This window comes from Massilia sp. CFBP9026, assembly GCF_034045165.1.
GTDB classification, from domain to species: domain Bacteria; phylum Pseudomonadota; class Gammaproteobacteria; order Burkholderiales; family Burkholderiaceae_D; genus Telluria; species Telluria arenae.
This window is the reverse complement of sequence record NZ_JAXCWH010000004.1, coordinates 221,174-245,018: the sequence shown is the minus strand read 5'-3', so window position 1 is coordinate 245,018 and position 23,845 is coordinate 221,174. Positions and strand designations below refer to the sequence as shown.

At 65.2% G+C, this 23,845-nt stretch carries 22 protein-coding genes; 18 read left to right on the top strand and 4 right to left on the bottom strand.

What is annotated here, in order from left to right:
* Nucleotide 1: 1 nt before the first annotated feature.
* From mraY to lpxC, 13 genes are all read left to right on the top strand, one after another.
* The gene (mraY, locus tag SOM28_RS12180) at nucleotides 2-1,171 is read left to right on the top strand and encodes a phospho-N-acetylmuramoyl-pentapeptide-transferase (RefSeq protein WP_123069390.1); all 1,170 of its coding nucleotides are present in this window, start codon (nucleotides 2-4) and stop codon (nucleotides 1,169-1,171) included.
* A 1-nt stretch (nucleotide 1,172) separates the two neighbouring features.
* A complete protein-coding gene (gene murD / locus SOM28_RS12175; RefSeq protein ID WP_320468272.1) occupies nucleotides 1,173-2,669 on the top strand; it encodes a UDP-N-acetylmuramoyl-L-alanine--D-glutamate ligase in 1,497 nt (498 codons plus the stop codon).
* The gene (gene ftsW, locus SOM28_RS12170) at nucleotides 2,669-3,886 is read left to right on the top strand and encodes a putative lipid II flippase FtsW (RefSeq protein ID WP_123069388.1); all 1,218 of its coding nucleotides are present in this window, start codon (nucleotides 2,669-2,671) and stop codon (nucleotides 3,884-3,886) included. The genes murD and ftsW overlap by 1 nt, the downstream gene beginning before the upstream one ends.
* On the top strand, nucleotides 3,883-4,965 hold the full coding sequence (gene murG / locus SOM28_RS12165; protein ID WP_320468271.1) for an undecaprenyldiphospho-muramoylpentapeptide beta-N-acetylglucosaminyltransferase: 1,083 nt from the start codon (nucleotides 3,883-3,885) through the stop codon (nucleotides 4,963-4,965). The genes ftsW and murG overlap by 4 nt, the downstream gene beginning before the upstream one ends.
* Nucleotides 4,962-6,350 (top strand): UDP-N-acetylmuramate--L-alanine ligase, encoded by a 1,389-nt coding sequence (murC, locus tag SOM28_RS12160; RefSeq protein ID WP_123069387.1) that lies wholly within the window; start codon nucleotides 4,962-4,964, stop codon nucleotides 6,348-6,350. The genes murG and murC overlap by 4 nt, the downstream gene beginning before the upstream one ends.
* A 4-nt stretch (nucleotides 6,351-6,354) precedes the next feature.
* Nucleotides 6,355-7,326: a D-alanine--D-alanine ligase gene (locus SOM28_RS12155; RefSeq protein WP_320468270.1), complete on the top strand. Its 972-nt coding sequence runs from the start codon at nucleotides 6,355-6,357 to the stop codon at nucleotides 7,324-7,326.
* A gap of 6 nt (nucleotides 7,327-7,332) precedes the next feature.
* Nucleotides 7,333-8,172 carry a cell division protein FtsQ/DivIB gene (locus SOM28_RS12150; RefSeq protein ID WP_320468269.1) on the top strand — a complete coding sequence of 280 codons (840 nt, stop codon included), beginning with the start codon at nucleotides 7,333-7,335 and terminating at the stop codon, nucleotides 8,170-8,172.
* Nucleotides 8,173-8,187: 15 nt separating this feature from the next.
* Nucleotides 8,188-9,420: a cell division protein FtsA gene (ftsA, locus tag SOM28_RS12145; RefSeq protein ID WP_005668243.1), complete on the top strand. Its 1,233-nt coding sequence runs from the start codon at nucleotides 8,188-8,190 to the stop codon at nucleotides 9,418-9,420.
* A 159-nt stretch (nucleotides 9,421-9,579) separates the two neighbouring features.
* Nucleotides 9,580-10,779 (top strand): cell division protein FtsZ, encoded by a 1,200-nt coding sequence (gene ftsZ / locus SOM28_RS12140; protein ID WP_123069384.1) that lies wholly within the window; start codon nucleotides 9,580-9,582, stop codon nucleotides 10,777-10,779.
* Between the two features lie 294 nt (nucleotides 10,780-11,073).
* Nucleotides 11,074-11,577 carry a peroxiredoxin gene (locus tag SOM28_RS12135; RefSeq protein ID WP_123069383.1) on the top strand — a complete coding sequence of 168 codons (504 nt, stop codon included), beginning with the start codon at nucleotides 11,074-11,076 and terminating at the stop codon, nucleotides 11,575-11,577.
* 53 nt (nucleotides 11,578-11,630) lie between these two features.
* Nucleotides 11,631-12,080, top strand: coding sequence for a GNAT family N-acetyltransferase (locus SOM28_RS12130; protein WP_320468268.1), 450 nt, complete (start codon nucleotides 11,631-11,633; stop codon nucleotides 12,078-12,080).
* Nucleotides 12,077-12,958: a DMT family transporter gene (locus SOM28_RS12125; RefSeq protein WP_229414921.1), complete on the top strand. Its 882-nt coding sequence runs from the start codon at nucleotides 12,077-12,079 to the stop codon at nucleotides 12,956-12,958. Before SOM28_RS12130 ends, SOM28_RS12125 begins: the two co-directional genes overlap by 4 nt.
* Nucleotides 12,959-13,039: 81 nt before the next feature.
* Nucleotides 13,040-13,975 carry a UDP-3-O-acyl-N-acetylglucosamine deacetylase gene (lpxC, locus tag SOM28_RS12120; RefSeq protein WP_123069381.1) on the top strand — a complete coding sequence of 312 codons (936 nt, stop codon included), beginning with the start codon at nucleotides 13,040-13,042 and terminating at the stop codon, nucleotides 13,973-13,975.
* Nucleotides 13,976-14,043: 68 nt separating this feature from the next.
* Here the strand turns inward: lpxC and SOM28_RS12115 are convergent, their stop codons facing one another.
* On the bottom strand, nucleotides 14,044-14,535 hold the full coding sequence (locus SOM28_RS12115) for a DciA family protein (protein WP_320468267.1): 492 nt from the start codon (nucleotides 14,533-14,535) through the stop codon (nucleotides 14,044-14,046).
* Between the two features lie 248 nt (nucleotides 14,536-14,783).
* On the opposite strand from SOM28_RS12115, the gene secA reads away from it, so the two are divergent.
* A complete protein-coding gene (gene secA / locus SOM28_RS12110) occupies nucleotides 14,784-17,570 on the top strand; it encodes a preprotein translocase subunit SecA (protein WP_320468266.1) in 2,787 nt (928 codons plus the stop codon).
* An 83-nt stretch (nucleotides 17,571-17,653) separates the two neighbouring features.
* Here the strand turns inward: secA and SOM28_RS12105 are convergent, their stop codons facing one another.
* Nucleotides 17,654-18,721: an N-acetylmuramoyl-L-alanine amidase gene (locus SOM28_RS12105; RefSeq protein ID WP_320468265.1), complete on the bottom strand. Its 1,068-nt coding sequence runs from the start codon at nucleotides 18,719-18,721 to the stop codon at nucleotides 17,654-17,656.
* Nucleotides 18,722-18,837: 116 nt separating this feature from the next.
* Between SOM28_RS12105 and argJ the strand changes: the two genes are divergently transcribed.
* Genes argJ through SOM28_RS12085 form a run of 4 tightly spaced genes read left to right on the top strand, consistent with a single transcriptional unit; the run spans nucleotide 18,838 to nucleotide 22,705 of the window.
* The gene (gene argJ / locus SOM28_RS12100; RefSeq protein ID WP_320468264.1) at nucleotides 18,838-20,076 is read left to right on the top strand and encodes a bifunctional glutamate N-acetyltransferase/amino-acid acetyltransferase ArgJ; all 1,239 of its coding nucleotides are present in this window, start codon (nucleotides 18,838-18,840) and stop codon (nucleotides 20,074-20,076) included.
* Between the two features lie 3 nt (nucleotides 20,077-20,079).
* The gene (locus SOM28_RS12095; RefSeq protein ID WP_320468263.1) at nucleotides 20,080-20,970 is read left to right on the top strand and encodes an ATP-binding protein; all 891 of its coding nucleotides are present in this window, start codon (nucleotides 20,080-20,082) and stop codon (nucleotides 20,968-20,970) included.
* A complete protein-coding gene (locus tag SOM28_RS12090) occupies nucleotides 20,963-21,400 on the top strand; it encodes an NUDIX domain-containing protein (RefSeq protein WP_320468262.1) in 438 nt (145 codons plus the stop codon). The genes SOM28_RS12095 and SOM28_RS12090 overlap by 8 nt, the downstream gene beginning before the upstream one ends.
* A 9-nt stretch (nucleotides 21,401-21,409) precedes the next feature.
* Entirely contained in the window at nucleotides 21,410-22,705 is a 1,296-nt protein-coding gene (locus SOM28_RS12085; RefSeq protein ID WP_320468261.1) for a D-amino acid dehydrogenase, read from the top strand.
* Nucleotides 22,706-22,847: 142 nt separating this feature from the next.
* On the opposite strand, the gene SOM28_RS12080 is transcribed toward SOM28_RS12085, so the two are convergent.
* Both SOM28_RS12080 and zapD read right to left on the bottom strand, forming a co-directional pair.
* Nucleotides 22,848-23,030, bottom strand: coding sequence for a DNA gyrase inhibitor YacG (locus SOM28_RS12080; RefSeq protein WP_123068287.1), 183 nt, complete (start codon nucleotides 23,028-23,030; stop codon nucleotides 22,848-22,850).
* A gap of 19 nt (nucleotides 23,031-23,049) precedes the next feature.
* Complete coding sequence (gene zapD / locus SOM28_RS12075; protein WP_123068288.1) at nucleotides 23,050-23,805, bottom strand: cell division protein ZapD; 756 nt, start codon at nucleotides 23,803-23,805, stop codon at nucleotides 23,050-23,052.
* Between the last annotated feature and the right edge of the window lie 40 nt (nucleotides 23,806-23,845).

Sequence of the window (23,845 nt, the reverse complement as noted above, 5' to 3'; positions counted from 1 at the left end):
TATGCTTCTCTGGCTCGCACAATACTTCCAGGACTATATCGGTCCTCTGCGCGTGTTCAACTACATCACGTTCCGCGCGGTGTTCGCCACCATCACCGCCATCACGATCGGCCTGGTCGCCGGCCCGATCGTCATCCGCAAGCTGACCGAACTGAAGGTCGGCCAGGCGGTGCGCACCTATGGTCCGCAAAGCCACCTGACCAAGCACGGCACCCCGACCATGGGCGGCGTGCTGGTGCTGATCGCGATCGGCGTCTCGACGCTGCTGTGGTGCGACCTGTCGAACCGCCTGATCTGGCCGGTGCTGGTGGTGACCTTCGGCTTCGGCGCGGTGGGCTGGGTCGACGACTACCGCAAGGTGGTCTATAAAGACCCGGAAGGCATGCGCTCGGGCGAGAAATACTTCTGGATGTCGCTGGTCGGCATCACGTCGGCGCTGTACCTGGCGTTCGCGCTGTCGGCCGCCTCGCCATGGGAAGCCATGGGACTGTTCTACGCCTGGGTGCAGTCGGGCTTCTCGATGGACCTGCCGCCCAAGGCCGACCTGATCGTCCCGTTCTTCAAGAGCATCAGCTATCCGCTGGGCGTGTGGGGCTTCATCGCGCTGACGTATTGCGTGATCGTCGGCTCGTCCAACGCCGTCAACTTCACCGACGGTCTCGATGGCCTGGCCATCATGCCGACCGTGATGGTGGGCGGCGCGCTGGGCCTGTTCGCCTACCTGACCGGCAGCGTGACGTTCTCCAAATACCTGCTGATCCCGTACATCCCGGGCGCGGGCGAACTGTTGATCTTCTGCGGCGCGATGGCCGGCGCCGGCCTGGCCTTCCTGTGGTTTAACGCGCACCCGGCCCAGATGTTCATGGGCGACGTCGGCGCGCTGGCGCTGGGCGGCGCGCTCGGCACCATCGCCGTCATCGTGCGCCAGGAAATCGTGCTGTTCATCATGGGCGGCATCTTCGTGGCAGAGACCCTGTCGGTGATCATCCAGGTCAGCTATTTCAAGTACACGAAGAAGCGCTACGGCACCGGACGCCGCGTCTTCCTGATGGCGCCACTGCACCACCATTTCGAACAAAAGGGCTGGAAGGAGACCAAGGTCGTGGTCCGCTTCTGGATCGTGACCATGGTGCTGATCCTGGTCGGCCTGTCGACGTTGAAACTGCGCTGAGATGAACTACGACGGCAAACACGCATTGGTACTGGGCCTGGGTGAATCCGGGCTGGCGATGGCGCAATGGCTGGCGCGGGCCGGCGCACGTGTGCGCGTGGCCGATACGCGCGATGCACCCCAGCGCCTGGCGGCGCTGCGCGCCGCCGTGGCGGATGTCGAGTTCATTGCAGGAGAGTTCAATGCCGCGCTGCTCGATGGCGTCGACTTCGTTGCCGTCAGTCCGGGCCTGGCGCCGAATCGTGAGCTGGTCGACATCATCCCGGCCGCTGCCGAGCGTCGCGTGCCAGTGTGGGGCGAGATCGAATTGTTCGCGCAGGCGCTCGCGCACCTGCGTGAAACGAGCGGCTACACGCCGAAGGTCATCGCGATCACCGGCACCAACGGCAAGACCACGGTGACCAGTCTGACCGGCCTGCTGTGCCGCCGCGCGGGCCTCACCACGCGCGTGGCCGGCAATATCAGCCCGGCCGCGCTGGACGTGCTGCGCGAAACGATCGATGCGAATGACTTGCCGCAGGCCTGGGTGCTGGAACTGTCCAGCTTCCAGCTGCACACCACCTTCAGCCTGCAGGCCGATGCCGCCACGGTGCTGAACCTGAGCCAGGACCACCTGGACTGGCACGGCAGCATGGACGCCTATGCGGCGGACAAGGCGCGCATCTTCGGCGCCGACACGGTGCGCGTGCTGAACCGCGACGATGCGCGCGTGATGCGCATGACGGCAGTCGATACCCCGTCCTACACCTTTGGCACCGGCGAGCCGGTGGACGCCAACAGCTTCGGCCTGCTCGAAGAGCGCGGCGTGCTGTGGCTGGCCAATGCCGTGCCGGGCGAAGAGATCGAGAAGAAACGCAAGAAAGGCGAAGTGGCCGAGCCAGTGGACGCCATCGTCAACCGCCTGATACCGGCCGATGCGCTGAAGATTCGCGGCCTGCACAATGCGTCGAACGCGCTGGCCGCGCTGGCCCTGTGCCGCGCCTGCGGCCTGCCGCTGGCGCCGCTGCTGCATGGCCTGCGCGAATACGCGGGCGAGCCGCACCGTGTCGAACTGGTCGCCACCATCGACGGCGTCGACTACTACGACGACAGCAAGGGCACCAATGTCGGCGCCACCGTGGCCGCCTTGACCGGCCTGGGCAAGGCCTTCACCGGCGCCGACCAGCAAATCCTGCTGATCGCCGGCGGCGACGGCAAGGGCCAGGACTTTTCGCCGCTGGCGCATCCGGTCGCGGATCATGTGCGCGCCGTGTTGCTGATCGGCCGCGATGCGCCGGCCGTGCGTGCCGCCATCGAGCCGACCGGCGTGCCGGCCTTCGACCTGGACGACCTGCCGCAGGCGGTGCGCCGCGCCGCGGGTCTCGCGCGCGCCGGCGATGCCGTGCTGCTGTCGCCGGCCTGCGCCAGCCTCGACATGTTCACCAATTACGCGCACCGCGCGCAGGTGTTCGTCGACACGGTGCGCGAGATCGCTTTGGACAAGGGACAGGAGATCTGATGGCCTTCCAGCTTCCGTTCAAGTTCTCCGGCCTTGCTTCCGACGCCACCGTCGACGGCCGCAGCAAGCCGTCGAAGATGATGGACTACGACCAGCCGCTGGTATGGGTCACCTTGCTGCTGATGCTGCTCGGGATGGTGATGGTGTATTCGGCCTCGATCGCGCTGCCCGATTCGCCCAAGTTCCGCTACCTGGAAGACCGCAACGAATACTTCCTGTACCGCCAGGCGATGTACATCATCGTCTCGATGGTGGCCGCCGCGGTGGTGTTCCGGATCCCGATCGCGGTGTGGCAGAAGTACGCGCCCATGCTGTTCATCGGCACCCTGGTGTTGCTGGTACTGGTCCTGATCCCCGGCCTGGGTGTATCGGTCAACGGCGCGCGCCGCTGGCTGTCGCTGAAAGTCATGAACCTGCAGCCGTCCGAGATCATGAAGATCGCGGTGGTGCTGTACGCGGCCGACTTCACGGTGAGGAAGCAGGAATACATGCACAAGCTCACCAAGGGCTTCTTGCCGATGATGGTCGCGATCGGCCTGGTCGGCGCCTTGCTGCTGCTCGAGCCCGACCTGGGCGCCTTCGGCGTGATCGTCTGCATCGCCATGGGCATCCTGTTCCTGGGCGGGATCAATATCGTCTGGTTCGGCGGCATCGGCGCGCTGCTGGTGGTGATCTTCAGCGCGATCATCGCGCTGTCGCCATTCCGCCGCGCGCGCATGTTCGCCTACCTCGACCCGTGGGAAGAAGGCAATGCACTGGACAAGGCCTATCAGTTGACGCACTCGCTGATCGCCTTCGGGCGCGGCGAATTCTTCGGCGTGGGCCTGGGCGCCTCGGTCGAGAAGCTGCACTACCTGCCGGAAGCGCACACCGACTTCATCATGGCCGTGATCGGCGAAGAGCTGGGCCTGGTCGGCGTGCTGGTGGTGGTGGCCATGTTCTACTGGCTGGTCAAGCGCGCCTTCGACATCGGCCGCCAGGCGATCGCACTAGACCAGACCTTCGCCGGCCTGGCCGCGAAGGGCATCGGTATCTGGATCGGCGTGCAGACCTTCATCAATATGGGCGTGAACCTGGGCCTGTTGCCGACCAAGGGCCTGACCTTGCCGCTGATGAGCTTTGGCGGCTCGGGCGTCATGTTCAACTGCATCGGCCTGGCGATCCTGCTGCGGATCGACTACGAAAACCGGGTGCGGATGCGCGGAGGCAGGACATGACCAAGCGTTTGATGATCATGGCTGCAGGAACGGGTGGCCACATCTTCCCCGGCATCGCGATCGCGCAGACCATGCGCGCGCGCGGCTGGGAAGTGAGCTGGCTCGGCACCGCCCACGGCATGGAAACCGACCTGGTGCCGAAGGCCGGCATCCCGATGGACACCATCGACTTCGCCGGCCTGCGCGGCAAGGGCCTGGCCCACACCGTCAAGGGCGCCTTCAAGATGGCGGCCAGTTTCATTACCTGCCGCCGCTATCTTGGTAACCGTCGTCCCGACGTGGTGCTGGGCATGGGCGGTTACGTCACCGTCCCGGGCGGCATGATGGCGCGTTCGCGCGGCATCCCGCTGGCGCTGGTGAATGCCGACGCCGCGCTGCTGTTGTCGAACAAGACGCTGGCGCCGGTCGCGCAGCGGGTGCTGTTCGGCTTCCCGGCCGATTTCGGCAAGGCGGCCGGCAAGGCGGTGGTCACCGGCAACCCGGTGCGCCAGCAGATCCTTGACCTGCCGGCGCCCGCCGCGCGCTTCGCTGGCCGCAGCGGCCCCTTGCGCGTGCTGGTCGTGGGCGGCAGCCTGGGGGCGAAAGTCCTCAACGACAGCGTACCGGCGGCCCTGGCCCTGATCGACCCGGCCACCCGTCCGATCGTGACCCATCAGTCGGGCAAGAAGAATATCGATGCGCTGCGCGCGTCTTATTTGCAGGCCGGTGTCAACGCAAACGTGGTCGACTTCATTGATGACATGGCCGCCGCCTACGCGAATGCCGACCTGGTGATCTGCCGCGCCGGCGCGATCACGGTGTCCGAACTGACGGCGGCCGGCGTGGCCAGCGTGCTGGTGCCCTTCGTCGCCAGCACCACCAGCCACCAGCGCGACAACGCGCTGTGGATGGACAAGCAGGGCGCGGCTGTGCACTTGGCGCAGGGAGAACTCAATCCGCAGCGGCTGGCGAGCCTGCTGCAAGACACGGCGCGCGAGCGTTGCCTGGCGATGGCGCAGGCTGCGCATGGCGTGGGCAAGCGCGACGCCAACGAGGCGATCGCGCAAGAACTGGAACGACTGGCAGGACAGAACCAATGAAACACAAGATCAAGAACATCCACTTCGTGGGCATCGGCGGCAGCGGCATGAGCGGCATCGCCGAAGTGCTGCTCAATCTCGGCTACCAGGTGTCCGGCTCGGACCTGGGCAGCAATGCCGCCACCCAGCGCCTGGCCGGCCTGGGCGCGACCGTCCACCTCGGCCACCTGGCCGAGAACGTGAGCGGCGCCGACGTCGTCGTGACCTCGACCGCCGTCAATGAGTCGAACCCGGAAGTAATCGCCGCGCGCGCCAACAAGACGCCCATCGTTCCACGCGCGATCATGCTGGGTGAACTGATGCGCCTGAAGCGCGGCATCGCGATCGCCGGCACCCATGGCAAGACCACCACCACCAGCCTGGTGGCGTCGGTGCTGGCCGCCGGCGGACTGGACCCGACTTTCGTCATCGGCGGACGCCTGACGGCGGCTGGCGCCAACGCGGCCCTGGGCAGCGGCGAATACATCGTGGCCGAAGCCGATGAGTCGGACGCCTCGTTCCTGAACCTGTCACCGATGATCGAAGTGATCACGAACATCGACGCCGACCACATGGACACCTACGAACACGACTTCGAGAAACTGAAGGCCGCGTTCGTGAACTTCACGCACCGCATGCCGTTCTACGGCCGTGTGATGCTGTGCATCGACGACCCTCACGTGCGCTCGATCCTGCCGCAGGTGACCAAGCCGGTCACCACCTATGGCTTTTGCGAAGAAGCCGAAGTGCGCGCGCTGGACGCCTATGCCGAAGGCACGCAGATGCATTTCACGGTGCGCCAGGAAGGCTATCCGGACACCAAGTTCGTGCTGAACCAGCCCGGCATGCACAATGTTCTCAATGCCTGCTCGGCGATCGCGATCGCGCGCGAGATCGGCATCGAGGACGCTGCCACCGCCCAGGGCCTGCTGGAATTCCGTGGCGTCGGCCGCCGCTTCACGCGCTACGGCGAGGTGCCGCTGGCGGCCGGCGGCAGCTTCACCCTGGTCGACGACTTCGGCCACCACCCGGTCGAGACCGAGGTGACCCTGGCCGCCGCGCGCGCCGCCTATCCGGGCCGGCGCCTGGTGCTGGCCTTCCAGCCGCACCGGTTCAGCCGCACGCGCGACCTGTTCGAAGACTTCGTGAAGGTGCTGGCCACGCCCGACGTGCTGCTGCTGGCCGAGGTGTATCCGGCCGGCGAGGCGCCGATCGTGGCCGCCGACGGCCGCGCGCTGGCGCGCGCGCTGCGCACCGCCGGCAAGACGGAACCGATTTTCGTGGAAGCGATCGCCGATATGCCGGCCGCCATCCTCAATGTGGCGCGCGACGGCGACGTCGTGCTGACCATGGGCGCCGGCTCGATCAGCGGCGTGCCCAACCAACTGACCAATGCAAAAGGCTAACATCGTGACCACCACTCCTACCCTTGATGCAGCCGCTTTCGGCAAGGTCGGCGTGCTGTTCGGCGGACGCTCCGCCGAGCGCGAGATCTCGCTCATTTCCGGCAACGGCGTGCTGCAGGCCCTGAAAAGCCGCGGCATCGACGCCCATGCCTTCGATCCGGGCACGCAAAGCCTGGCCGACCTGGCCGCGCAACAATTCGATCGCGTGTTCATCGCGCTGCACGGCCGCTACGGCGAAGACGGCAGCCTGCAGGGCGCCCTCGAACTGCTGGGCATTCCCTACACCGGCAGCGGCGTGATGGCGTCCAGCGTCGGCATGGACAAGATCACCACCAAGAAGATCTGGCTGCAGGAGAACGTGCCGACCCCGCGCTACGTGACCATCGATGCGGACACCGACCTGGATGCGGTGGTGGCCGGCCTGGGCCTGCCGCTGATCGTCAAGCCGCCGCTCGAAGGATCGAGCATCGGCATCACCAAGGTCACGCAAGCCGACCAGCTGAAGGAAGCGGTCGCGCTGGTGACCAGCATGGACGAGGCGGTGCTGGCCGAGGAATTCGTCACCGGCCGCGAATTCACCGTAGCCGTGCTGGGGCAGGGCGCCAGCGCCCGTGCGCTGCCGATCGTCGAGATCGTGGCCCCGGAAGGCAAGTACGACTACCAGAACAAGTACTTCACCGACGACACCGTGTATCACTGCCCGGCGCCGCTGCCGGAAGAGCTGACCCACGAGATCCAGCGTCATGCGGTGAACGCCTACCGCGCCCTGGGTTGCGAGGGCTGGGGCCGGGTCGACGTGCTGGTGCGCGAAAGCGATATGCGTCCCTTCCTGCTGGAGGTGAACACCTCGCCCGGCATGACGACCCATTCGCTGGTGCCGATGGCGGCGCGCGCGGTGGGCATCGCGTATGAAGACCTGTGCGTCGAGATCCTGCGTTCGGCGCGGCTCAAGATGGGCCACAAGGCTAAAGGATAAATCCAGATGTGGCATGACGTCCGGGCCCTCAACGCGACCGCCAGTTTCATGACGGCGGTGACGGTGCTCGCCGCCCTGATCTCGGGCGTGTGGTGGCTGTCGCAGCGCCCGATGTTCTCGCTCGGCTCGGTGACAGTGGAGAGCATGTACGGGATCGAGTTGAAGCACGTGAATGAACTCACCGTGCGCAACGGCGTGCTCGGCAAGATTCGCGGCAACTTCTTCACCGCCGACCTGGAACAGGTGCGCGCGACTTTCGAGACCGTGCCCTGGGTGCGCCGCGCCACCGTGCGCCGCGAGTGGCCCAATGCGCTGGTGGTCGAGGTCGAGGAACACGAGGCCCTCGGCACCTGGGGCGAGGATGGCCGCCTGTTGTCGGTGAAGGGCGACGTGTTCACCGCCAACGTGGCCGAGACCGAGGATGAACAGGCGTTGCCGGCCTTCGACGGTCCGGTCGGCAGCGAAAAGGAAGTGCTGGCCCGCTTCAACGAACTGCGCACGGCGTTCGCGCAGGTGGAGCTGGTGCCGCAAGAGCTGTCGCTGTCCAACCGGTATGCCTGGACCGTAAGGCTGGACAACGGCATGAGCGTCGCACTGGGACGCGAGCAGGATCGCAACACGCTACGAAAACGCGTGCAGCGCCTGGTCGGCGTCTATCCGCAGCTGGTCGCCCGGCTGCAGGAGGGCCGTATCGACACCATCGATATGCGCTATCCGAACGGACTGGCCCTGTCGTCGGCGGCACTGACCGTGCCGCTCGATGCGACGAAGCCGGTCAAGGCGGCGAAGAAGCCCAAGGAATCACCCAAACATGCAGCACCCAATAAAACAACCAAGCAAATCTGAAGCAGGCGAACAGCAATGACAAAAGACGCGAAAAACCTGATCGTCGGCCTCGACATCGGCACCTCCAAGGTGGTGGCCGTGGTCGCCGAGGTGATGTCCGACGGACGCCACGAGGTGATCGGGCTGGGTCAGCACGAGTCGAAAGGATTGAAGAAGGGCGTGGTCGTCAATATCGAGGCCACGGTCGAATCGATCCAGCGCGCGCTCGAGGAAGCCGAGCTGATGGCGGACTGCAAGATCCGCAACGTCTACGCTGGCATCGCCGGCAGCCATATCCGTTCGTTCAATTCGAGCGGGATGGTGGCGATCAAGGACAAGGAAGTGACGGCCACCGACGTGGCGCGCGTGATCGAGACCGCCAAGGCGGTCAACATCCCGACCGACCAGCAATTGCTGCACACGGTACCGCAGGAATTCATCGTCGACAACCAGGAAGACGTGCGCGAGCCGATCGGCATGAGCGGCATTCGACTGGAAGTACGGGTGCACATCGTCACCGGTGCGGTGTCTGCGGTGCAAAATATTGTAAAGTGCGTGCGCCGTTGCGGGCTCGAGGTCTCGGACCTGATCCTGCAACCGATGGCGTCCGCCGACGCGGTGCTGACGGTCGACGAAAAAGAACTGGGCGTGGTCCTGATCGACATCGGCGGCGGCACCACCGACATCGCGGTGTTCTCGGACGGCGCGATTCGCCATACGGCGGTCATCCCGATCGCCGGCGACCAGATCACCAGTGACATCGCAATGGCCTTGCGCACGCCGACCGGCGAGGCGGAGGACATCAAGATCCGCTACGGCGTGGCCAAGCAGGTATTGGCCGATCCGGGCGAGACACTCGAAGTGCCAGGTCTCGGCGACCGCGGCCCACGCGCATTGTCGCGCCAGGCCCTCGCAGCCGTGATCGAGCCTCGGGTGGAAGAACTGTTCGCCATGGTCCACCAGGCCGTGCGCGAATCCGGCTACGAAGGCGTGCTGTCCTCGGGCATCGTGCTGACGGGCGGCAGCTCGATCATGCCGGGCATGATCGAGATGGCGGAAGACATCTTCCTCAAGCCGGCGCGCCTCGGCACGCCGGACTACCGCGGCCAGCTGGCCGACGTGGTGCGCAGCCCGCGCTATGCGACGGTGCTCGGCCTGCTGCTCGAAGCGAAGAAACAGTACCTGCGCGGGCATATCGTCACGCGCCAGGACGGCTCGGTGAAGGCAGTCTGGCAACGAATGAAGGAGTGGATCGCTGGGAACTTCTGATTCAGCCACAAATAAAGCACTTGGTAACAAATTAGGTAGCGAAAATTCATCACGGGTTACAAGTTTTTACATACAATCGCAGTTACCGGTTTGAGGCAGCGAACCAGCAACGCCAAGGCCTCTTCCCTGGAACCGCATTCTGAGAATAGGGAGTTCATCATGGAGTTCGATATGGTCGATAACGCAGCACTGGGAACCGTGATCAAGGTCGTTGGCGTCGGTGGCGCCGGCGGCAACGCGGTTCAGCACATGATCAATAAAGGTGTGTCCGGTGTCGAGTTCATCGCCGCCAACACGGACGCACAGGCGCTGGCTGTTTCCAGCGCCAACAACATCATCCAGATCGGCGATTCCGGCCTGGGCGCAGGGATGCGTCCGGAAGTCGGCCGCCAGCTGGCCGAGCAGTCGCGCTCGCGCATCGAGGATGCCCTGCGCGGCGCGCACATGGTCTTCATCGCCGCCGGCATGGGCGGCGGCACCGGCACCGGCGCCGCGCCGATCGTGGCCGAAGTGGCCAAGACCATGGGCGCCCTGACCGTGGCAGTGGTCTCCAAGCCGTTCTCCTACGAAGGCCAGAAGTGCATGGACGTGGCCGAGGAAGGCCTCGAAGAACTGACCAAGCACGTCGACTCCCTGATCGTCATCCTGAACGAGAAGCTGGAAGACATCTACGAAGACGAATCGATGCTCGACTGGATGCAGCACGCCGACGATGTGCTCAACAACGCGGTGGCCGGTATCGCCGAGATCATCAACGTGCCGGGCCACATCAACGTCGACTTCAATGACGTCAAGACCATCATGGGCGAGCAGGGCAAGGCCATGATGGGCACCGCGACCGCATCGGGCGTGGACCGCGCGCGCATCGCCGCCGAACAGGCTGTCGCTTCGCCGCTGCTGGACGGCATCGACCTGTCGGGCGCCAAGGGCGTGCTGGTCAACGTGACCGCCAGCCGTGGCCTGAAAGGTAAAGAGATCAAGGAAGTCATGGCCGCCGTGCGCGCCTTCGCGGCGCCTGACGCCTCGATCGCCCAGGGCATCGCCTACGACGACGCGATGGGCGACGAGATCCGCGTGACCGTGGTCGCGACGGGCCTGGGCAAGAACAAGAAGTCGATCCAGCTGGTCCAGCCGCAGCAACAGCTGCGCACCGGCACCTACGACGCGCCGGTGATGCAGGGCGCTGCGGCGGTAGCAGGCGGCCTGACCGCGGGCAAGGCCAGCGCCGACGCCCTGGGCGGCATGAAGCAGCCGGCCGTGTGGCGCCGCGAGCAGGCATCGGAGCAGGTGCAGGCGATGCAGCGCAATGGCGTCGAGACCTATGACATTCCGGCGTTCCTGCGCAAGCAGGCCGACTGATTCGGGCAGTCGTTCGCGAAAAGAGGGCCAGCGCAAGCTGGCCTTTTTGTTTGCACAGCACGAAAATCACCCACGATCCGCACCGCCAGCACGTCGTACCCGCGGAGGCGGGTACCCGAGGCCGATGAGCAGCCGCTACGCTCGACGCAAGAGGCAGCGCACGCAAACTTGGGTACCCGCCTTCGCGGGTACGACGTGCAGAAGCCGCGGGTCGCAAGTTGTCGTCACCGCCAGCACACCCATTCCAGATCAGCGATAATGGCAAGATTCACAAAACATCAACAGGAGAACAGCATGACCATCCAGATCGGCGACCGACTGCCGGAAGGCACCCTCGCGGAATTCATCGAGAACGAGACCGAGGGCTGCAGCCTGGGCCCGAACACCTTCCAGGTGGCGGACCTCGTCAAAGGCAAGAAGATCGTGATCTTCGGTCTGCCAGGCGCCTTCACCCCCGGCTGCTCGGTGCAGCACGTGCCGGGCTTCGTCAAGCATGCCGACGCCATCCGCGCCAAGGGCGTCGATGAAATCTGGTGCATCTCGGTCAACGATGCCTTCGTGATGGGCGCCTGGGGCCGCGACCAGAAGGCCACCGGCATCGTGCGCATGATGGCCGACGGTAACGCCACCTTCACCAAGGCCCTCGGCCTGGACAACGACTTCTCGGCCCACGGCATGGGCACGCGCTCGAAGCGCTATTCGATGCTGGTCGAGGATGGCGTGGTCAAGACCCTGGACATCGACGCCAAGGGCATCGACGCCTCGAGCGCCGAATCGATGCTGCAGAAACTGGGCTGATTCCCGGCCGTATCCGCACTTGACGAACGGCGCTGCGGCGCCGTTTCTTCCTTATGATTATCAATACCGAAACCCCCGACCAGCCCGAAGTGCGGGCCATGCTGGACAAGCTGGACGCCTATTGCGCCGCGCTGTACCCGGCTGAGAGCAACCACCTGATGGACATCGACGCGCTGCTGGCCGGCGACGTGCTGTTCCTGGTGGCGCGCGACATCGACGGCGCGGCGGTCGGCTGCGCGGCCCTGGTCAACCGCGGCGCCTATGGCGAAGTGAAACGAATGTACGTGGACGAGGCGCGCCGCGGCCTGGGGACGGGAAAGAAGCTCCTGGAACACCTGGCGATGTTCGCGCGCATGTCGGGCCTGGGCGAGCTGAAGCTCGAAACGGGCATCCACCAGCCGGCGGCGATCGCGCTGTACGAAGGTTTCGGCTTCAGCCGCTGCGCGCCCTTTGGCGATTACCAGCCCGACCCCTTGAGCCTGTTCATGGAAAAATGGCTATGACAGCGAGAGGGGGCAACCTGTACAGCATCTACGCGATGCTGCTCGCCGTCTTCATGTTCGCCCTGATGGACACGGCGATGAAGCTGCTGGCGGCACGCTATCCGGCGATGCAGGTGGCGGCGCTGCGCGCCATGTGTTCCTTGCCGCTCGTTGCCGCCTACGTGGCCTGGCGCGGCGCCTTCACGGGCGTGTTCCAGGTGCGCTGGCCGATGCACTTCCTGCGCGGCGTGCTCGGGATCATGATGCTGGCCCTGTTCGCCTTCGGCCTCAAGAGCCTGTCGCTGGCCGAGGCCTATTCGATCTTCTTCATCGCGCCGGCCCTGATCACGGCGCTGTCGGTCCTGTTATTAAAAGAGCGGGTCAACCTGGCGCGCTGGGTGGCGATCGCGGTAGGCCTGGGCGGCGTGCTGGTCGTGCTGCGCCCGAGCGGCGCCGGCTTTTTCACCATCGGTGGCCTGGCGGTGCTGGGGGCGGCCGCCTGCTACGCGGTGTCGGCGATCACGGTGCGGGTGCTGGCGCGCAGCGATCGCAGCGAACATACGGTGTTCTGGCTGATCGTCATGATCGCGGTGGGCGCCGGCCTGCTGGCGGCGCCGGGCTGGGTGCCGATTCCGGCCAGCGAGATCCCGCTGCTGTGCGGCCTGGCGGTGTCGGGCTTCATCGGCCAGCTGGCGATCACCGAGGCGTTTTCGCGCGGCGAGGCCTCGAGCGTGGCGCCGTTCGAATATTCGGCCCTGGCCTGGGGCGTGGGCCTGGACTGGCTGCTGTGGCGCGCGCTGCCCGACGGCTGGACCATGGTGGGCGCGGCCATCATCATCGGCAGCGGCCTGTATCTGATCCGCCACGAAAAAGAGCACGTCGAAGCCGAGCATCCATGATGTGTCGCTCGCGCGCCACCACCGCCGGGCCAATCGGGGGAGGCGGCGGCAAGCATGTAAACGCTGGGCTATAATCGGCCCATGCTGAAACAAAGAACCATCAAGGAACTGGTCCGCACCACGGGTGTCGGCCTGCACTCCGGCCGCAAGGTCGAACTGACCCTGCGCCCGGCCGCGCCCGATACCGGCATCGTGTTCCGCCGCGTCGACATGGACCCGATCGTGGCCATCCCGAGCTCCGCCCACGTGGTGGGCGATACCCGCATGGCCTCGGTGCTGATCAAGGACGACGCCCGCGTTTCGACCGTCGAGCACGTGATGTCGGCCTGCGCCGGCCTGGGCATCGACAACCTGTTCATCGACGTCACGGCCGAGGAAATCCCGATCATGGACGGTTCGGCATCGTCCTTCGTGTTCCTGCTGCAGCAGGCCGGCGTCGAAGAGCAAACCCCGCTGCGCAAGTTCATCCGCGTGCTCAAGGACGTCGAAGTGCGCCAGGGCAGCGGCGCCAACGAGAAATGGGCGCGCCTGTCGCCGCACAACGGTTATAAACTCGACTTCTTCATCGAATTCAACCACCCGGCGGTGGACGGCACCATGCAGCGCGCCACCGTCGATTTCGGCGACATCACCTATGTGCGCGACGTGGCACGCGCGCGTACCTTCGGCTTCATGCAGGACGTGGAAAGCCTGCGCGGCATGGGCCTGGCGCGCGGCGGCTCGTTCGAGAACGCGATCGTGATGGACGAATACCGCATCCTGAACACCGACGGCCTGCGCTACGAGGACGAGTTCGTGCGCCACAAGATCCTGGACGCCATCGGCGACCTGTACCTGGTCGGCCATCCGCTGCTGGCCAGCTATACCGCGCACAAATCGGGCCATGCGCTCAACAACGAGCTGCTGCGCGCGCTGCTGGCGCAGCCGGATTCGTACGAAATCGTTACCTTCGACGACCTGGGCACGGCGCCGCCTTCGTATGTGCGGCAGATGACGCGGGAGTGGGCGCAGAGCTGAGCCTGCCACTCTGCACGGAATACGACGATGGCTGCGGGTCCCGGTAGGGACCGCAGCCATTGTCTTTTTTACTTCCTCTTCGCCGCCAGCGCCTTGAGCGCCGCCACCAGATCCCGGTTCTGCTGCGTATCCGGCAGCGACTCCGCCAGTTCCTCGAAGGCCTGCACCGCGCGCGGCGGCAGCTCGAGCGTGCGCATCTCGGGCCGGTCGGGCAGGGCGCGGGTCACCTGCAGCTTGATCTTGGTCGATTCCACCTGCCAGCCCTTCTGCAGCAGGGTCGCTTGCAGCTTCGGCATCAGCTGCTTGAGGCGCGCCGCCAGCGCCGAGCTGGGCACGGCCAGGGTCAGGACGCCCTCCTGGAACGACAGCACGTCGCAGTTATGAAAGATCGCCGGCAGCGCCGCGGCGCAGTCGGCCTGCAGGCGCGCCATGCGGCCGACGGCCGGCAGCAGGCTGGCCATGCGGTCGTTGGCGCGCAAGAAGTCGGTGGCGGCGTGCGAGGTCTGCCGGGTGCTGGTCCCGAAAATATGGAAGGGACGCTTGGGAGGAGATTGCTGCATGCTTGGAACATACCACAGCGCCCGCGCTTTGGGCGGACCGGGTGGCGGATCCGCCGCCGTGGGAGCGCCATCGAAGCCAGTTTGATAACATTTCTGGCTCGGCAGGACTTGTTATCCTGCCTACCATCCCCAAGTGTGGCCGGATCGCATGATAAAATCAGTGGTTATTTGCCTAACGCGGTCTTTGGTGCTTATCGCTTTGATATCATCTTGGCTTCTCTTTGCGGCGTATTTTTCTAGAACACAGCATGTCATTCCTGACCCAGATTTTCGGCAGCCGTAACTCGCGTCTGCTCAAGCAGTACCAAAAGACCGTGCGTCAGATCAACGCGCTCGAGCCACAAATGGAGCAGCTTTCGGATACCGAGCTGCAAGCCAAGACCCCTGAATTCAAGGATCGCCTCGCCAAGGGCCAGACCCTGGACGACATCCTGCCAGAGGCCTTCGCCGTCTGCCGCGAAGCGGCCAAGCGCGTCCTCAAGATGCGCCACTTCGACGTCCAGCTGATCGGCGGCATGGTCCTGCACCAGGGCAAGATCGCCGAGATGGGCACCGGTGAGGGTAAAACCCTGATGGCGACCCTGCCGGTCTACCTGAACGGTCTGTCGGGCAAGGGCGTGCACGTCATTACCGTCAACGATTACCTGGCCCAGCGCGATGCGGACCAGATGGGCCAGCTGTACGGCTGGCTGGGCCTGACCACCGGCGTCAACCTGTCGCAGCTCGACCACGACAGCAAGCAGAAGGCCTACGGTTCCGACATCACCTACGGCACCAATAACGAATTCGGCTTCGACTACCTGCGCGACAATATGGTCTACGAGGCGCGCGAACGCGTGCAGCGCACCCTGAACTTTTCGGTGGTCGACGAGGTCGACTCGATCCTGATCGACGAGGCGCGCACCCCGCTGATCATTTCGGGCCAGGCCGAGAACCACACCGACCTGTACCACCGCCTGAACGAAGTCCCGCTCAAGCTGACCCAGCAGATCGGTGAAGAAACCCCGGACGGCAAGGGCAAGATCGAAGTCCCGGGCGACTACCTGAAGGACGAGAAGGCGCACACCGTGCTGCTGACCGAGGCCGGCCACGAGCATGCCGAAGCGATCCTGACCGAGATGGGCCTGCTGCCCGAAGGCGCCTCGCTGTACGACGCCGCCAACATCACCCTGATCCACCACCTGTATGCGGCGCTGCGCGCCCACGTCCTGTACCACAAGGACCAGCACTATGTGGTGCAGAACAACGAAGTCGTGATCGTCGACGAATTCACCGGCCGCCTGATGACGGGCCGCCGCTGGTCGGATGGCCTGCACCAGGCGGTCGAGGCCAAGGAAGGCGTGCGCATCCAGAACGAGAACCAGACCCTGGCCTCGATCACCTTCCAGAACTACTTCCGCATGTACGCCAAGCTGGCGGGCATGACCGGTACCGCCGACACCGAAGCCTTCGAATTCCAGGATATCTACAAGCTGGAAACCGTGGTGGTGCCGCCGAACCGCCCATCGCAGCGCAAGGACCGCCAGGATCAGGTCTACAAGACCTCGGACGAGAAGTACAACGCGATGGTCAACGACATCCGCGATTGCTACGAGCGCGGCCAGCCGGTACTGGTCGGCACCACCTCGATCGAGAACTCCGAGATGCTGTCCGGAATCCTGACCAAGGCCGGCCTGCAGCACAATGTCCTGAACGCGAAACAGCATGCCCGCGAAGCGGAGATCATCGCCCAGGCCGGCCGGCCGAAGATGATCACCATCGCCACCAATATGGCCGGTCGCGGTACCGACATCGTCTTGGGCGGCAATGTCGGCAAGCAGATCCAGCTGATCGAAGCCGACAGCAGCCTGTCGCCCGAGCAGAAGGCCGCCAAGGCGCAGCAGCTGCGCGACGAATGGCAGTCGCTGCACGACCACGTGGTCAATGCCGGCGGCCTGCACATCATCGGCACCGAGCGCCACGAATCGCGCCGGGTCGACAACCAGCTGCGCGGCCGTTCGGGCCGCCAGGGCGACCCGGGTTCCTCGCGCTTCTACCTGTGCCTGGACGACGCGCTGCTGCGCATCTTCGCCGGCGACCGCGTGCGCGCCATCATGGACCGCCTCAAGATGCCGGAAGGCGAACCGATCGAGGCGGGCATCGTGTCGCGCTCGATCGAGTCGGCCCAGCGCAAGGTCGAGGCCCGCAACTTCGACATCCGCAAGCAGCTGCTGGAATACGACGACGTCGCCAACGACCAGCGCAAGGTGATCTACACCCAGCGTAACGAACTGCTGGAGTCGACCGACATCAGCGAGATGATCAACTCGCTGCGCGTGGGCGTGTTCACCGACCTGGTGCGCGACTACGTGCCGGCCGAATCGGTCGAGGAACAGTGGGACGTCAAGGGCCTGGAAACCGCGCTCTCTTCCGAATGGAGCCTGGACGTGCCGCTGCAGCAGATGCTGCAGGACGAACCGAACCTGAACGACGACGACATCCTCGAGCGCGTGCTGGCCGCGGCCGACGCGTCCTATGGCGCCAAGGTCGGCGTGGTGGGCAAGGAATCGTTCGGCGGCTTCGAGCGCAACGTCATGCTGCAGAGCGTGGACACTCACTGGCGCGAACACCTCGCGGCGCTGGACCACCTGCGCCAGGGTATTCACCTGCGCGGCTATGCGCAGAAGAACCCGAAGCAGGAATACAAGCGCGAAGCCTTCCAGCTGTTCAGCAATATGCTGGACCTGATCAAGAACGAAGTGATCCGCACCGTGATGACCGTGCGCATCCAGTCGCGCGAAGAAGTCGAGGCGGCCGAGGCGGCGATGGCGGCCCAGGCTGCGCAGCTGGAAAACGTCAATTACCAGCACGCCGACTTCAACCCGTCGGCGGCGCCGGAAGAACTGCTCAATCCGAACCCGAACCGCAGCGGCGAAGGCGAGGCCGTATCGGCCGAAGACCACAGCAGCTATATGGGCGTGAAGGTCGGCCGCAACGATCCATGCCCTTGCGGCAGCGGCAAGAAGTTCAAGCAGTGCCACGGCAAGCTGGCGTAAGCGAGCGATCCGCAGCATGAAAAACGGCCAGGGAAACCTGGCCGTTTGCTTTTGTAGGGTGGATGGCTTCGCCATCCACGCGTTCAGCCAGCGCCGGAGCCCTCGATCATCCGTTTGTACCTCTCCCAATCCCAGCCCGCGCCCGGATCGGTGTGCGTCTGCCCGGCATGGTTCACATGCCCATTCACGTTGTAGTCGGCCTCCGCCAGCACTGCGTTCCAGCCACGGCTGCCGTCATACACGCGCGGCGGGATGCCGCGCGCCGCCAGGATGGCGCGCGCCACGCCGCTCGAGGCCAGCAGCATCGCCTCCGAATACCAGGCGTCCGGCTGCTCGACGAAGCCTTCGTGTTCGATCCCGACCGTGTGGCCGTTGGCGCTGCCCGCATGCCAGGCCTTGTCGCTTTCCCTCACCATCTGCGTGATCTGGCCGTCCGACGAACGCACCAGGTAGTGGGCGCTCACGCCGGCGCTGCAGTTGCGGAACCACGAGATGGCTCCCGCATACGAACCCTGGGTCGTGTGCACGGTCACGTGGCTGACCGCCAGCGTGCGGCCCGAATAATTGCAGCTGGCCGCCGGCAGCCATACCGCGTCCGGATAGTCGGCCAGCTGCAGCACCCGCGCCGACAGCACGTCGAGCCGCGCCTGGCCATAGATGCGCGCCAGGTCGACCGGCTGGTGTGTGACCGCGAAGTCCGGGCCCCGGCGTCCTTCGCGGACCGCCATATAGATGTCATAGGTGTGGATCTGCGCGATGTCGCGTTGCGCGATGCCGGACAGGCGCGCCAGCGCGGCTTCCCAGGCTTCCAGCGGCGACGTCCGGGTCAGTCCCGGGCCATACAGCGCGAGCAGGGCGGCCGCGCCGCGGATATTGCTGGGCGTGTCGAGCGCCAGTTGGCGCGACGGCATGCCGAGCAGGGCGGCGGCCAGGCGCAGCGAACGGCCGAAATGGGGATCGTCGCGCAAGCCCATGATGCCGTGGGGCAGCGGCATGCCATGGTGCGATTCGGACTGCGGCGATGGCGAATGCCAGCGCGTTTCGGCCCAGGCGACTGCTTCGAGCAGCGCGCGGGGGACGTCAAACTCGCGCGCGGCGTCCTCGAATATCTGGCGGTGGCGCCGGGCGGTGGCATTCAATTCGGTCGGCATCGCCCATGTTTTCCTAAAGGCATCCGCACGCGTTGATGTGTAGCAGAATCCTCGCAACATCGCCTTGGCGCTGGCGTTACAATAACGAATTCGACAATTTTTCCAACGAGATCACCATGGCCGTCAATTCCCCCCTGCCAGTCGCCGCCGACTTGAAGCCCGTCAACGGTGTCGAGATCGGCTTTGCCGAAGCCGGCATCAAGAAGCCGAACCGCAAGGACATCCTGATCATGAAGCTGGCCGAAGGCGCAACCGTCTCCGGCGTGTTCACCCTGAACCGCTTCTGCGCCGCGCCGGTGCAGGTGAGCAAGGCCAACCTGGAAGCCGTCAAGAACGGTGGCGCGCCGATCCGCACGCTGGTGGTCAACACGGGTAACGCCAATGCCGGCACCGGCGAGCAGGGCCTGGCCAACGCCAACGCCACCTGTGCCGAAGTGGCCAAGTTACTGGGCCTCGAGGCCAGCCAGGTGCTGCCATTCTCGACCGGCGTGATCCTGGAACAGCTGCCGATGCCCAAGCTGCTGGCCGGCCTACCTGCCGCCGCCACGAGCCTGAAGGCGGACAACTGGTTCAACGCCGCCGAGGCGATCATGACCACCGACACCCAGCCAAAGGCAGCTTCGCGCACCGTCACCATCGGCGGCCACGCCGTGACGATGACCGGCATCAGCAAGGGCGCCGGCATGATCAAGCCGAATATGGCGACCATGCTCGGCTACTTGGCGATCGACGCCAAGGTCGCCCAGCCGGTGCTGGACGAACTGGTCAAGCACGCGGCCGACCACTCGTTCAATGCGATCACCATCGATGGCGATACCTCGACCAACGATTCCTTCATCGTGATCGCCACCGGCACCGGCGGCCTGTCGATCGACGCCGCCAGCGGCGCCGACTACGAAGCGCTCAAGGATGCCGTCACCGACATCTCGCGCAACCTGGCGCAGCAGATCATCCGCGACGGCGAAGGCGCGACCAAGTTCATGACCATCACGGTCGACGAAGGCAATGACGTGGCCGAGTGCCGCAAGATCGCCTACGCGATCGCCCACTCGCCGCTGGTCAAGACCGCCTTCTTCGCGTCCGACCCGAACCTGGGCCGCATCCTGGCCGCGGTCGGCTACGCCGGCGTGGACGACCTCGACGTGACGAAGCTCGACCTCTACCTGGACGACGTCTGGGTCGCCAAGAGCGGCGGCCGTAATCCGGACTACAAGGAAGAAGATGGCCAGCGCGTGATGAAGCAGTCCGAGATCACGGTGCGCGTCAAGCTGGCCCGCGGCGAGGCCACGGCCACCGTCTGGACCTGCGACCTGTCGCACGACTACGTCTCGATCAACGCCGACTACCGTTCCTGATCGATGACGCCGCTCGATCAGTTTCTGCGCCGCGCCGAAGGCCTGCTCGAGCGCCTGGAGGCGGTGCTGCCGCTGGCCACCGCGCGCGAGCCGGACTGGAAGCGCAGTTTCGCCTTCCGCTGGCGCCGGCGTCCGGCTGGAGGCGGCAACTACCTGCAGCCGGTGCTGCACGCCTCGACCATCAAGCTCGAAGACTTGCACCACGTCGCGGCCCAGAAGCGCCAGATCGAGCAGAACACGCGCCAGTTCGTGGCGCGCCGCCCGGCCAATAATGTGCTGCTGACCGGCGCGCGCGGCACCGGCAAGTCTTCCTTGATCAAGGCCTGCCTGAACGCCTTCGCCGACCAGGGCCTGCGCCTGATCGAGGTCGACAAGGCGGATCTTGCCGACCTGCCCGACATCATCGACCTGGTCGCGGGCCGGCCCGAGCGCTTCGTGGTCTTTTGCGACGACCTGTCGTTCGAAGAGGGCGAGGCCGGCTACAAGGCGCTGAAGGTGGCGCTCGACGGCAGCATCACGGCGCAATCGGACAATGTGCTGATCTACGCCACCTCGAACCGGCGTCACCTGATGCCCGAGAAAATGTCGGACAACGCCAGCTATCGCCACGGCGAGGATGGCGACCTGCACCCGGGCGAGACGGTCGAAGAGAAAATCTCGCTGTCCGAGCGCTTCGGCCTGTGGCTGTCGTTCTACCCGTTCCGCCAGGACGACTACCTGGACATCGTCGGCCACTGGCTGACGGACTTCGGCTGCACGCAGCAACAGATCGAGGCCGCGCGGCCGGAAGCCCTGCAGTGGGCCTTGCAGCGCGGCTCGCGCTCGGGCCGCGTGGCCTGGCAATTCGCGAAGGACTATGCCGGCAAGCTGCCGGATGCATCATCGAATGACTGAAACGCATACCAATAAACCACCGGTCGACGTCGCCGTCGGCGTCCTGATGCGGCCCGACGGCGACGTCTTGCTCGGCCAGCGTCCCGACGGCAAGCCGTATGCCGGCTACTGGGAATTCCCGGGTGGGAAAGTCGAAGCGGGCGAAGACATCTTCGCCGCCCTGCAGCGCGAGTTCATGGAAGAACTGGGCGTGCAGGTGGTGAGCGGCGAGGCCTGGTGCTGCGTCGAGCACGTGTACGAACACGCCCACGTGCGCCTGTATTTCTATATCTGCCGCGAGTGGCTGGGGGAGCCGCAAAGCCTGGAAGGCCAGGCCTTCGCCTGGCAGGGCGCCTTCGGCGTCAGTCCGCTGCTGCCGGCCACCATCCCGCTGCTCGAGTGGCTCGACCGGGTCCGCTATCCAGAACGTCAAGCGGACCGTCTATCTTAAGGAGAACGTGTGAAGGTCATCATCCTCGGCAGTGGCGTCATCGGAACCGCATCGGCGTATTTCCTGGCCAAGGCCGGGCATGACGTCACCGTGATCGAGCGCCAGCCGGGCGCGGGGATGGAGACCAGTTTCGGCAATGCCGGCGAGATCTCGCCCGGCTATGCGACGCCCTGGGCCGGCCCCGGCGTGCCGCTCAAGGCCGTCAAATGGCTGGCGATGCAGCACAGCCCCCTGGTGATCCGGCCGCGGATGGATCCGCAGCAGTGGCGCTGGATCCTGCAGATGCTGGCCAACTGCAATACCCGCAGCTACCAGGTCAACAAGGGCCGCATGGTGCGCCTGGCCGAGTACAGCCGCGACGTGCTGGTCCAGCTGCGGCTTGACACCGGCATCGCCTACGACGAGCGCAGCAAGGGCACCCTGCAGCTGTTCCGCACCCAGAAGCAGTTCGATGGCGCGCACACCGATACCGAGGTGCTGGAGCGTTCCGGCGTGCCCTATCAACTGCTCGACCGGCAAGGCTGCACGCAGTACGAACCGGCGCTGGCGCGCGTGCCCGGCAACTACCTGGGCGGCCTGCTGCTGCCCAACGACGAAACCGGCGACTGCTTCAAGTTCACGCAGGCGCTGGCAGGGCTGGCCAAGGGCCTGGGTGTCAAGTTCCGGCACGAGGTCAAGATCGAACGCCTTAACGTCGAGGGCGACCGCGTGACCGGCGTCGTCACGGATAAAGGTGAACTGAAGTCCGAGGCGTTCGTGCTGGCGCTGGGCAGCTACTCGCCGCTGATGCTCAGGCAGATCGGCATCCACATCCCGGTCTATCCGGTGAAGGGCTATTCGATCACGGTGCCGATCACCGATGCGTCGGGCGCGCCCGAATCGACCGTGATGGACGAAACCTATAAGGTGGCGATCACGCGCCTGGGCGACCGCATCCGCGTCGGCGGCACGGCGGAGCTGTGCGGCTACGACCTGCGCCTGCACCAGGCGCGGCGCGATACGCTCGAGCATTCGGTGACGAACCTGTTCCCCGACGGCGGCGACGTGCGCAAGGCTTCGTTCTGGTGCGGCCTGCGGCCGATGACGCCGGACGGCACGCCGGTGATCGGGCCGACGCCGTATCGCAACCTGTTCCTGAACACGGGGCACGGCACGCTGGGCTGGACCATGTCGTGCGGGTCGGGCCGGGTGCTGGCCGATATCCTGTCGGGACGCCAGCCCGAGATCGGGCTGGAAGGGCTGTTCATGGACCGCTATGGGCGGCGCAACAGGCCGGTTGTGGTGCCGGCGGGGATCAGCCGTTAAGCTCGATGCCGGCCAATAGATTAAGCACGTCGTTCCCGCGCAGGCGGGAACCCAAGTTTGCCGGCGCTACGGTGTAGTTTGAAGGAGTGGCAGCGCGAAGGACTTGGGTTCCCGCCTCCGCGGGAACGACGTATGTGGTGAATCAGCGTTCCGGAGGCGGTTCGTCGAGAGGATCCGCGGGCGCGGCGCCGGGGATCACGAATTTCTCTTCGGCCCAGGCGCCCAGGTCGATCTTCTTGCAACGCTCGGAACAGAACGGGCGAAACTTGTTCGCTTCGATCCATTCGACTTGTTTGCCGCAGGTGGGGCAGGCGACTACGGTCATCGGTACTACCAATCAAAAATCAGAAATTGCAGAGGGTCAGGTCGAACGGCACGTCTTCTTCCAGCGGCTTGGGCTTGCAATCGCCATCCTGCGTAGTGAAGCGTACCCACAGCATGTACTTGTTGGCCGAGATCTCGGGGATCGCTCCCGTCGACTCGTCCAGGGTCAAGCGCAGCATCTGGTAGATTTTACCCTGTAACATCTGTTGATAGCTGCCCGCCACGGCGATCATCTTGACCGGAGCGCCCGAATTGCGCAGCAGGCGCAGCACCAGGGACAGCGCCTCGAGCAGCGGAGCGAGCGGCCCGAACCAGCCCATGATGTCGGCATGGCGCTGCTCGGCCGGGCGTTTTTGCCAGGCGTAGTAGGAGGGCAGGTCGAACTCGCAGGCGCCGCCCGGGATGATGGTGCGGCCGCGGATGCTCATCAGCCATTCGTTTTCGCGCACGTTCTGGCCGGTCTTGCCCTGGCTGGTCACCAGCGCGCTGCTGGCCTTGTCGAGTTCCGCCAGGACGGCGTCGAGCGTGTCGGCCGCGACCGCGGGATTGCTGCGGTAGGCCAGCAGCGATTGCTTCTGCCGTTCGAGTTCCTGCAGCAGGTCGGATTTCAGGTCGGCGCGGCCGGCCACTTCCAGCATGTCGAAGATCGTCGCGAGGGCGACATGATGCTGCATTGGGTGTTCCTGCTGCACGAAGAACTTGAACTTCTCGTACAGGTCCTCCAGCCGCAACAACGTGCGAATCCTCTCGTTGAAAGGGTATTCGTAGACGATCAAAATGACATTCCTCTGAATGTAGGCTGGGGAGCAACTAGGT

Bases quoted from the DNA above. Each gene is read 5' to 3' on its own strand.
- mraY (WP_123069390.1), top strand. From the start codon at position 2: ATGCTTCTCTGGCTCGCACAATACTTCCAGGACTATATCGGTCCTCTG.
- murD (WP_320468272.1), top strand. From the start codon at position 1,173: ATGAACTACGACGGCAAACACGCATTGGTACTGGGCCTGGGTGAATCC.
- ftsW (WP_123069388.1), top strand. From the start codon at position 2,669: ATGGCCTTCCAGCTTCCGTTCAAGTTCTCCGGCCTTGCTTCCGACGCC.
- murG (WP_320468271.1), top strand. From the start codon at position 3,883: ATGACCAAGCGTTTGATGATCATGGCTGCAGGAACGGGTGGCCACATC.
- murC (WP_123069387.1), top strand. From the start codon at position 4,962: ATGAAACACAAGATCAAGAACATCCACTTCGTGGGCATCGGCGGCAGC.
- SOM28_RS12150 (WP_320468269.1), top strand. From the start codon at position 7,333: ATGTGGCATGACGTCCGGGCCCTCAACGCGACCGCCAGTTTCATGACG.
- ftsA (WP_005668243.1), top strand. From the start codon at position 8,188: ATGACAAAAGACGCGAAAAACCTGATCGTCGGCCTCGACATCGGCACC.
- ftsZ (WP_123069384.1), top strand. From the start codon at position 9,580: ATGGAGTTCGATATGGTCGATAACGCAGCACTGGGAACCGTGATCAAG.
- SOM28_RS12135 (WP_123069383.1), top strand. From the start codon at position 11,074: ATGACCATCCAGATCGGCGACCGACTGCCGGAAGGCACCCTCGCGGAA.
- SOM28_RS12130 (WP_320468268.1), top strand. From the start codon at position 11,631: ATGATTATCAATACCGAAACCCCCGACCAGCCCGAAGTGCGGGCCATG.
- SOM28_RS12125 (WP_229414921.1), top strand. From the start codon at position 12,077: ATGACAGCGAGAGGGGGCAACCTGTACAGCATCTACGCGATGCTGCTC.
- lpxC (WP_123069381.1), top strand. From the start codon at position 13,040: ATGCTGAAACAAAGAACCATCAAGGAACTGGTCCGCACCACGGGTGTC.
- SOM28_RS12115 (WP_320468267.1), bottom strand. From the start codon at position 14,535: ATGCAGCAATCTCCTCCCAAGCGTCCCTTCCATATTTTCGGGACCAGC.
- secA (WP_320468266.1), top strand. From the start codon at position 14,784: ATGTCATTCCTGACCCAGATTTTCGGCAGCCGTAACTCGCGTCTGCTC.
- SOM28_RS12105 (WP_320468265.1), bottom strand. From the start codon at position 18,721: ATGCCGACCGAATTGAATGCCACCGCCCGGCGCCACCGCCAGATATTC.
- argJ (WP_320468264.1), top strand. From the start codon at position 18,838: ATGGCCGTCAATTCCCCCCTGCCAGTCGCCGCCGACTTGAAGCCCGTC.
- SOM28_RS12095 (WP_320468263.1), top strand. From the start codon at position 20,080: ATGACGCCGCTCGATCAGTTTCTGCGCCGCGCCGAAGGCCTGCTCGAG.
- SOM28_RS12090 (WP_320468262.1), top strand. From the start codon at position 20,963: ATGACTGAAACGCATACCAATAAACCACCGGTCGACGTCGCCGTCGGC.
- SOM28_RS12080 (WP_123068287.1), bottom strand. From the start codon at position 23,030: ATGACCGTAGTCGCCTGCCCCACCTGCGGCAAACAAGTCGAATGGATC.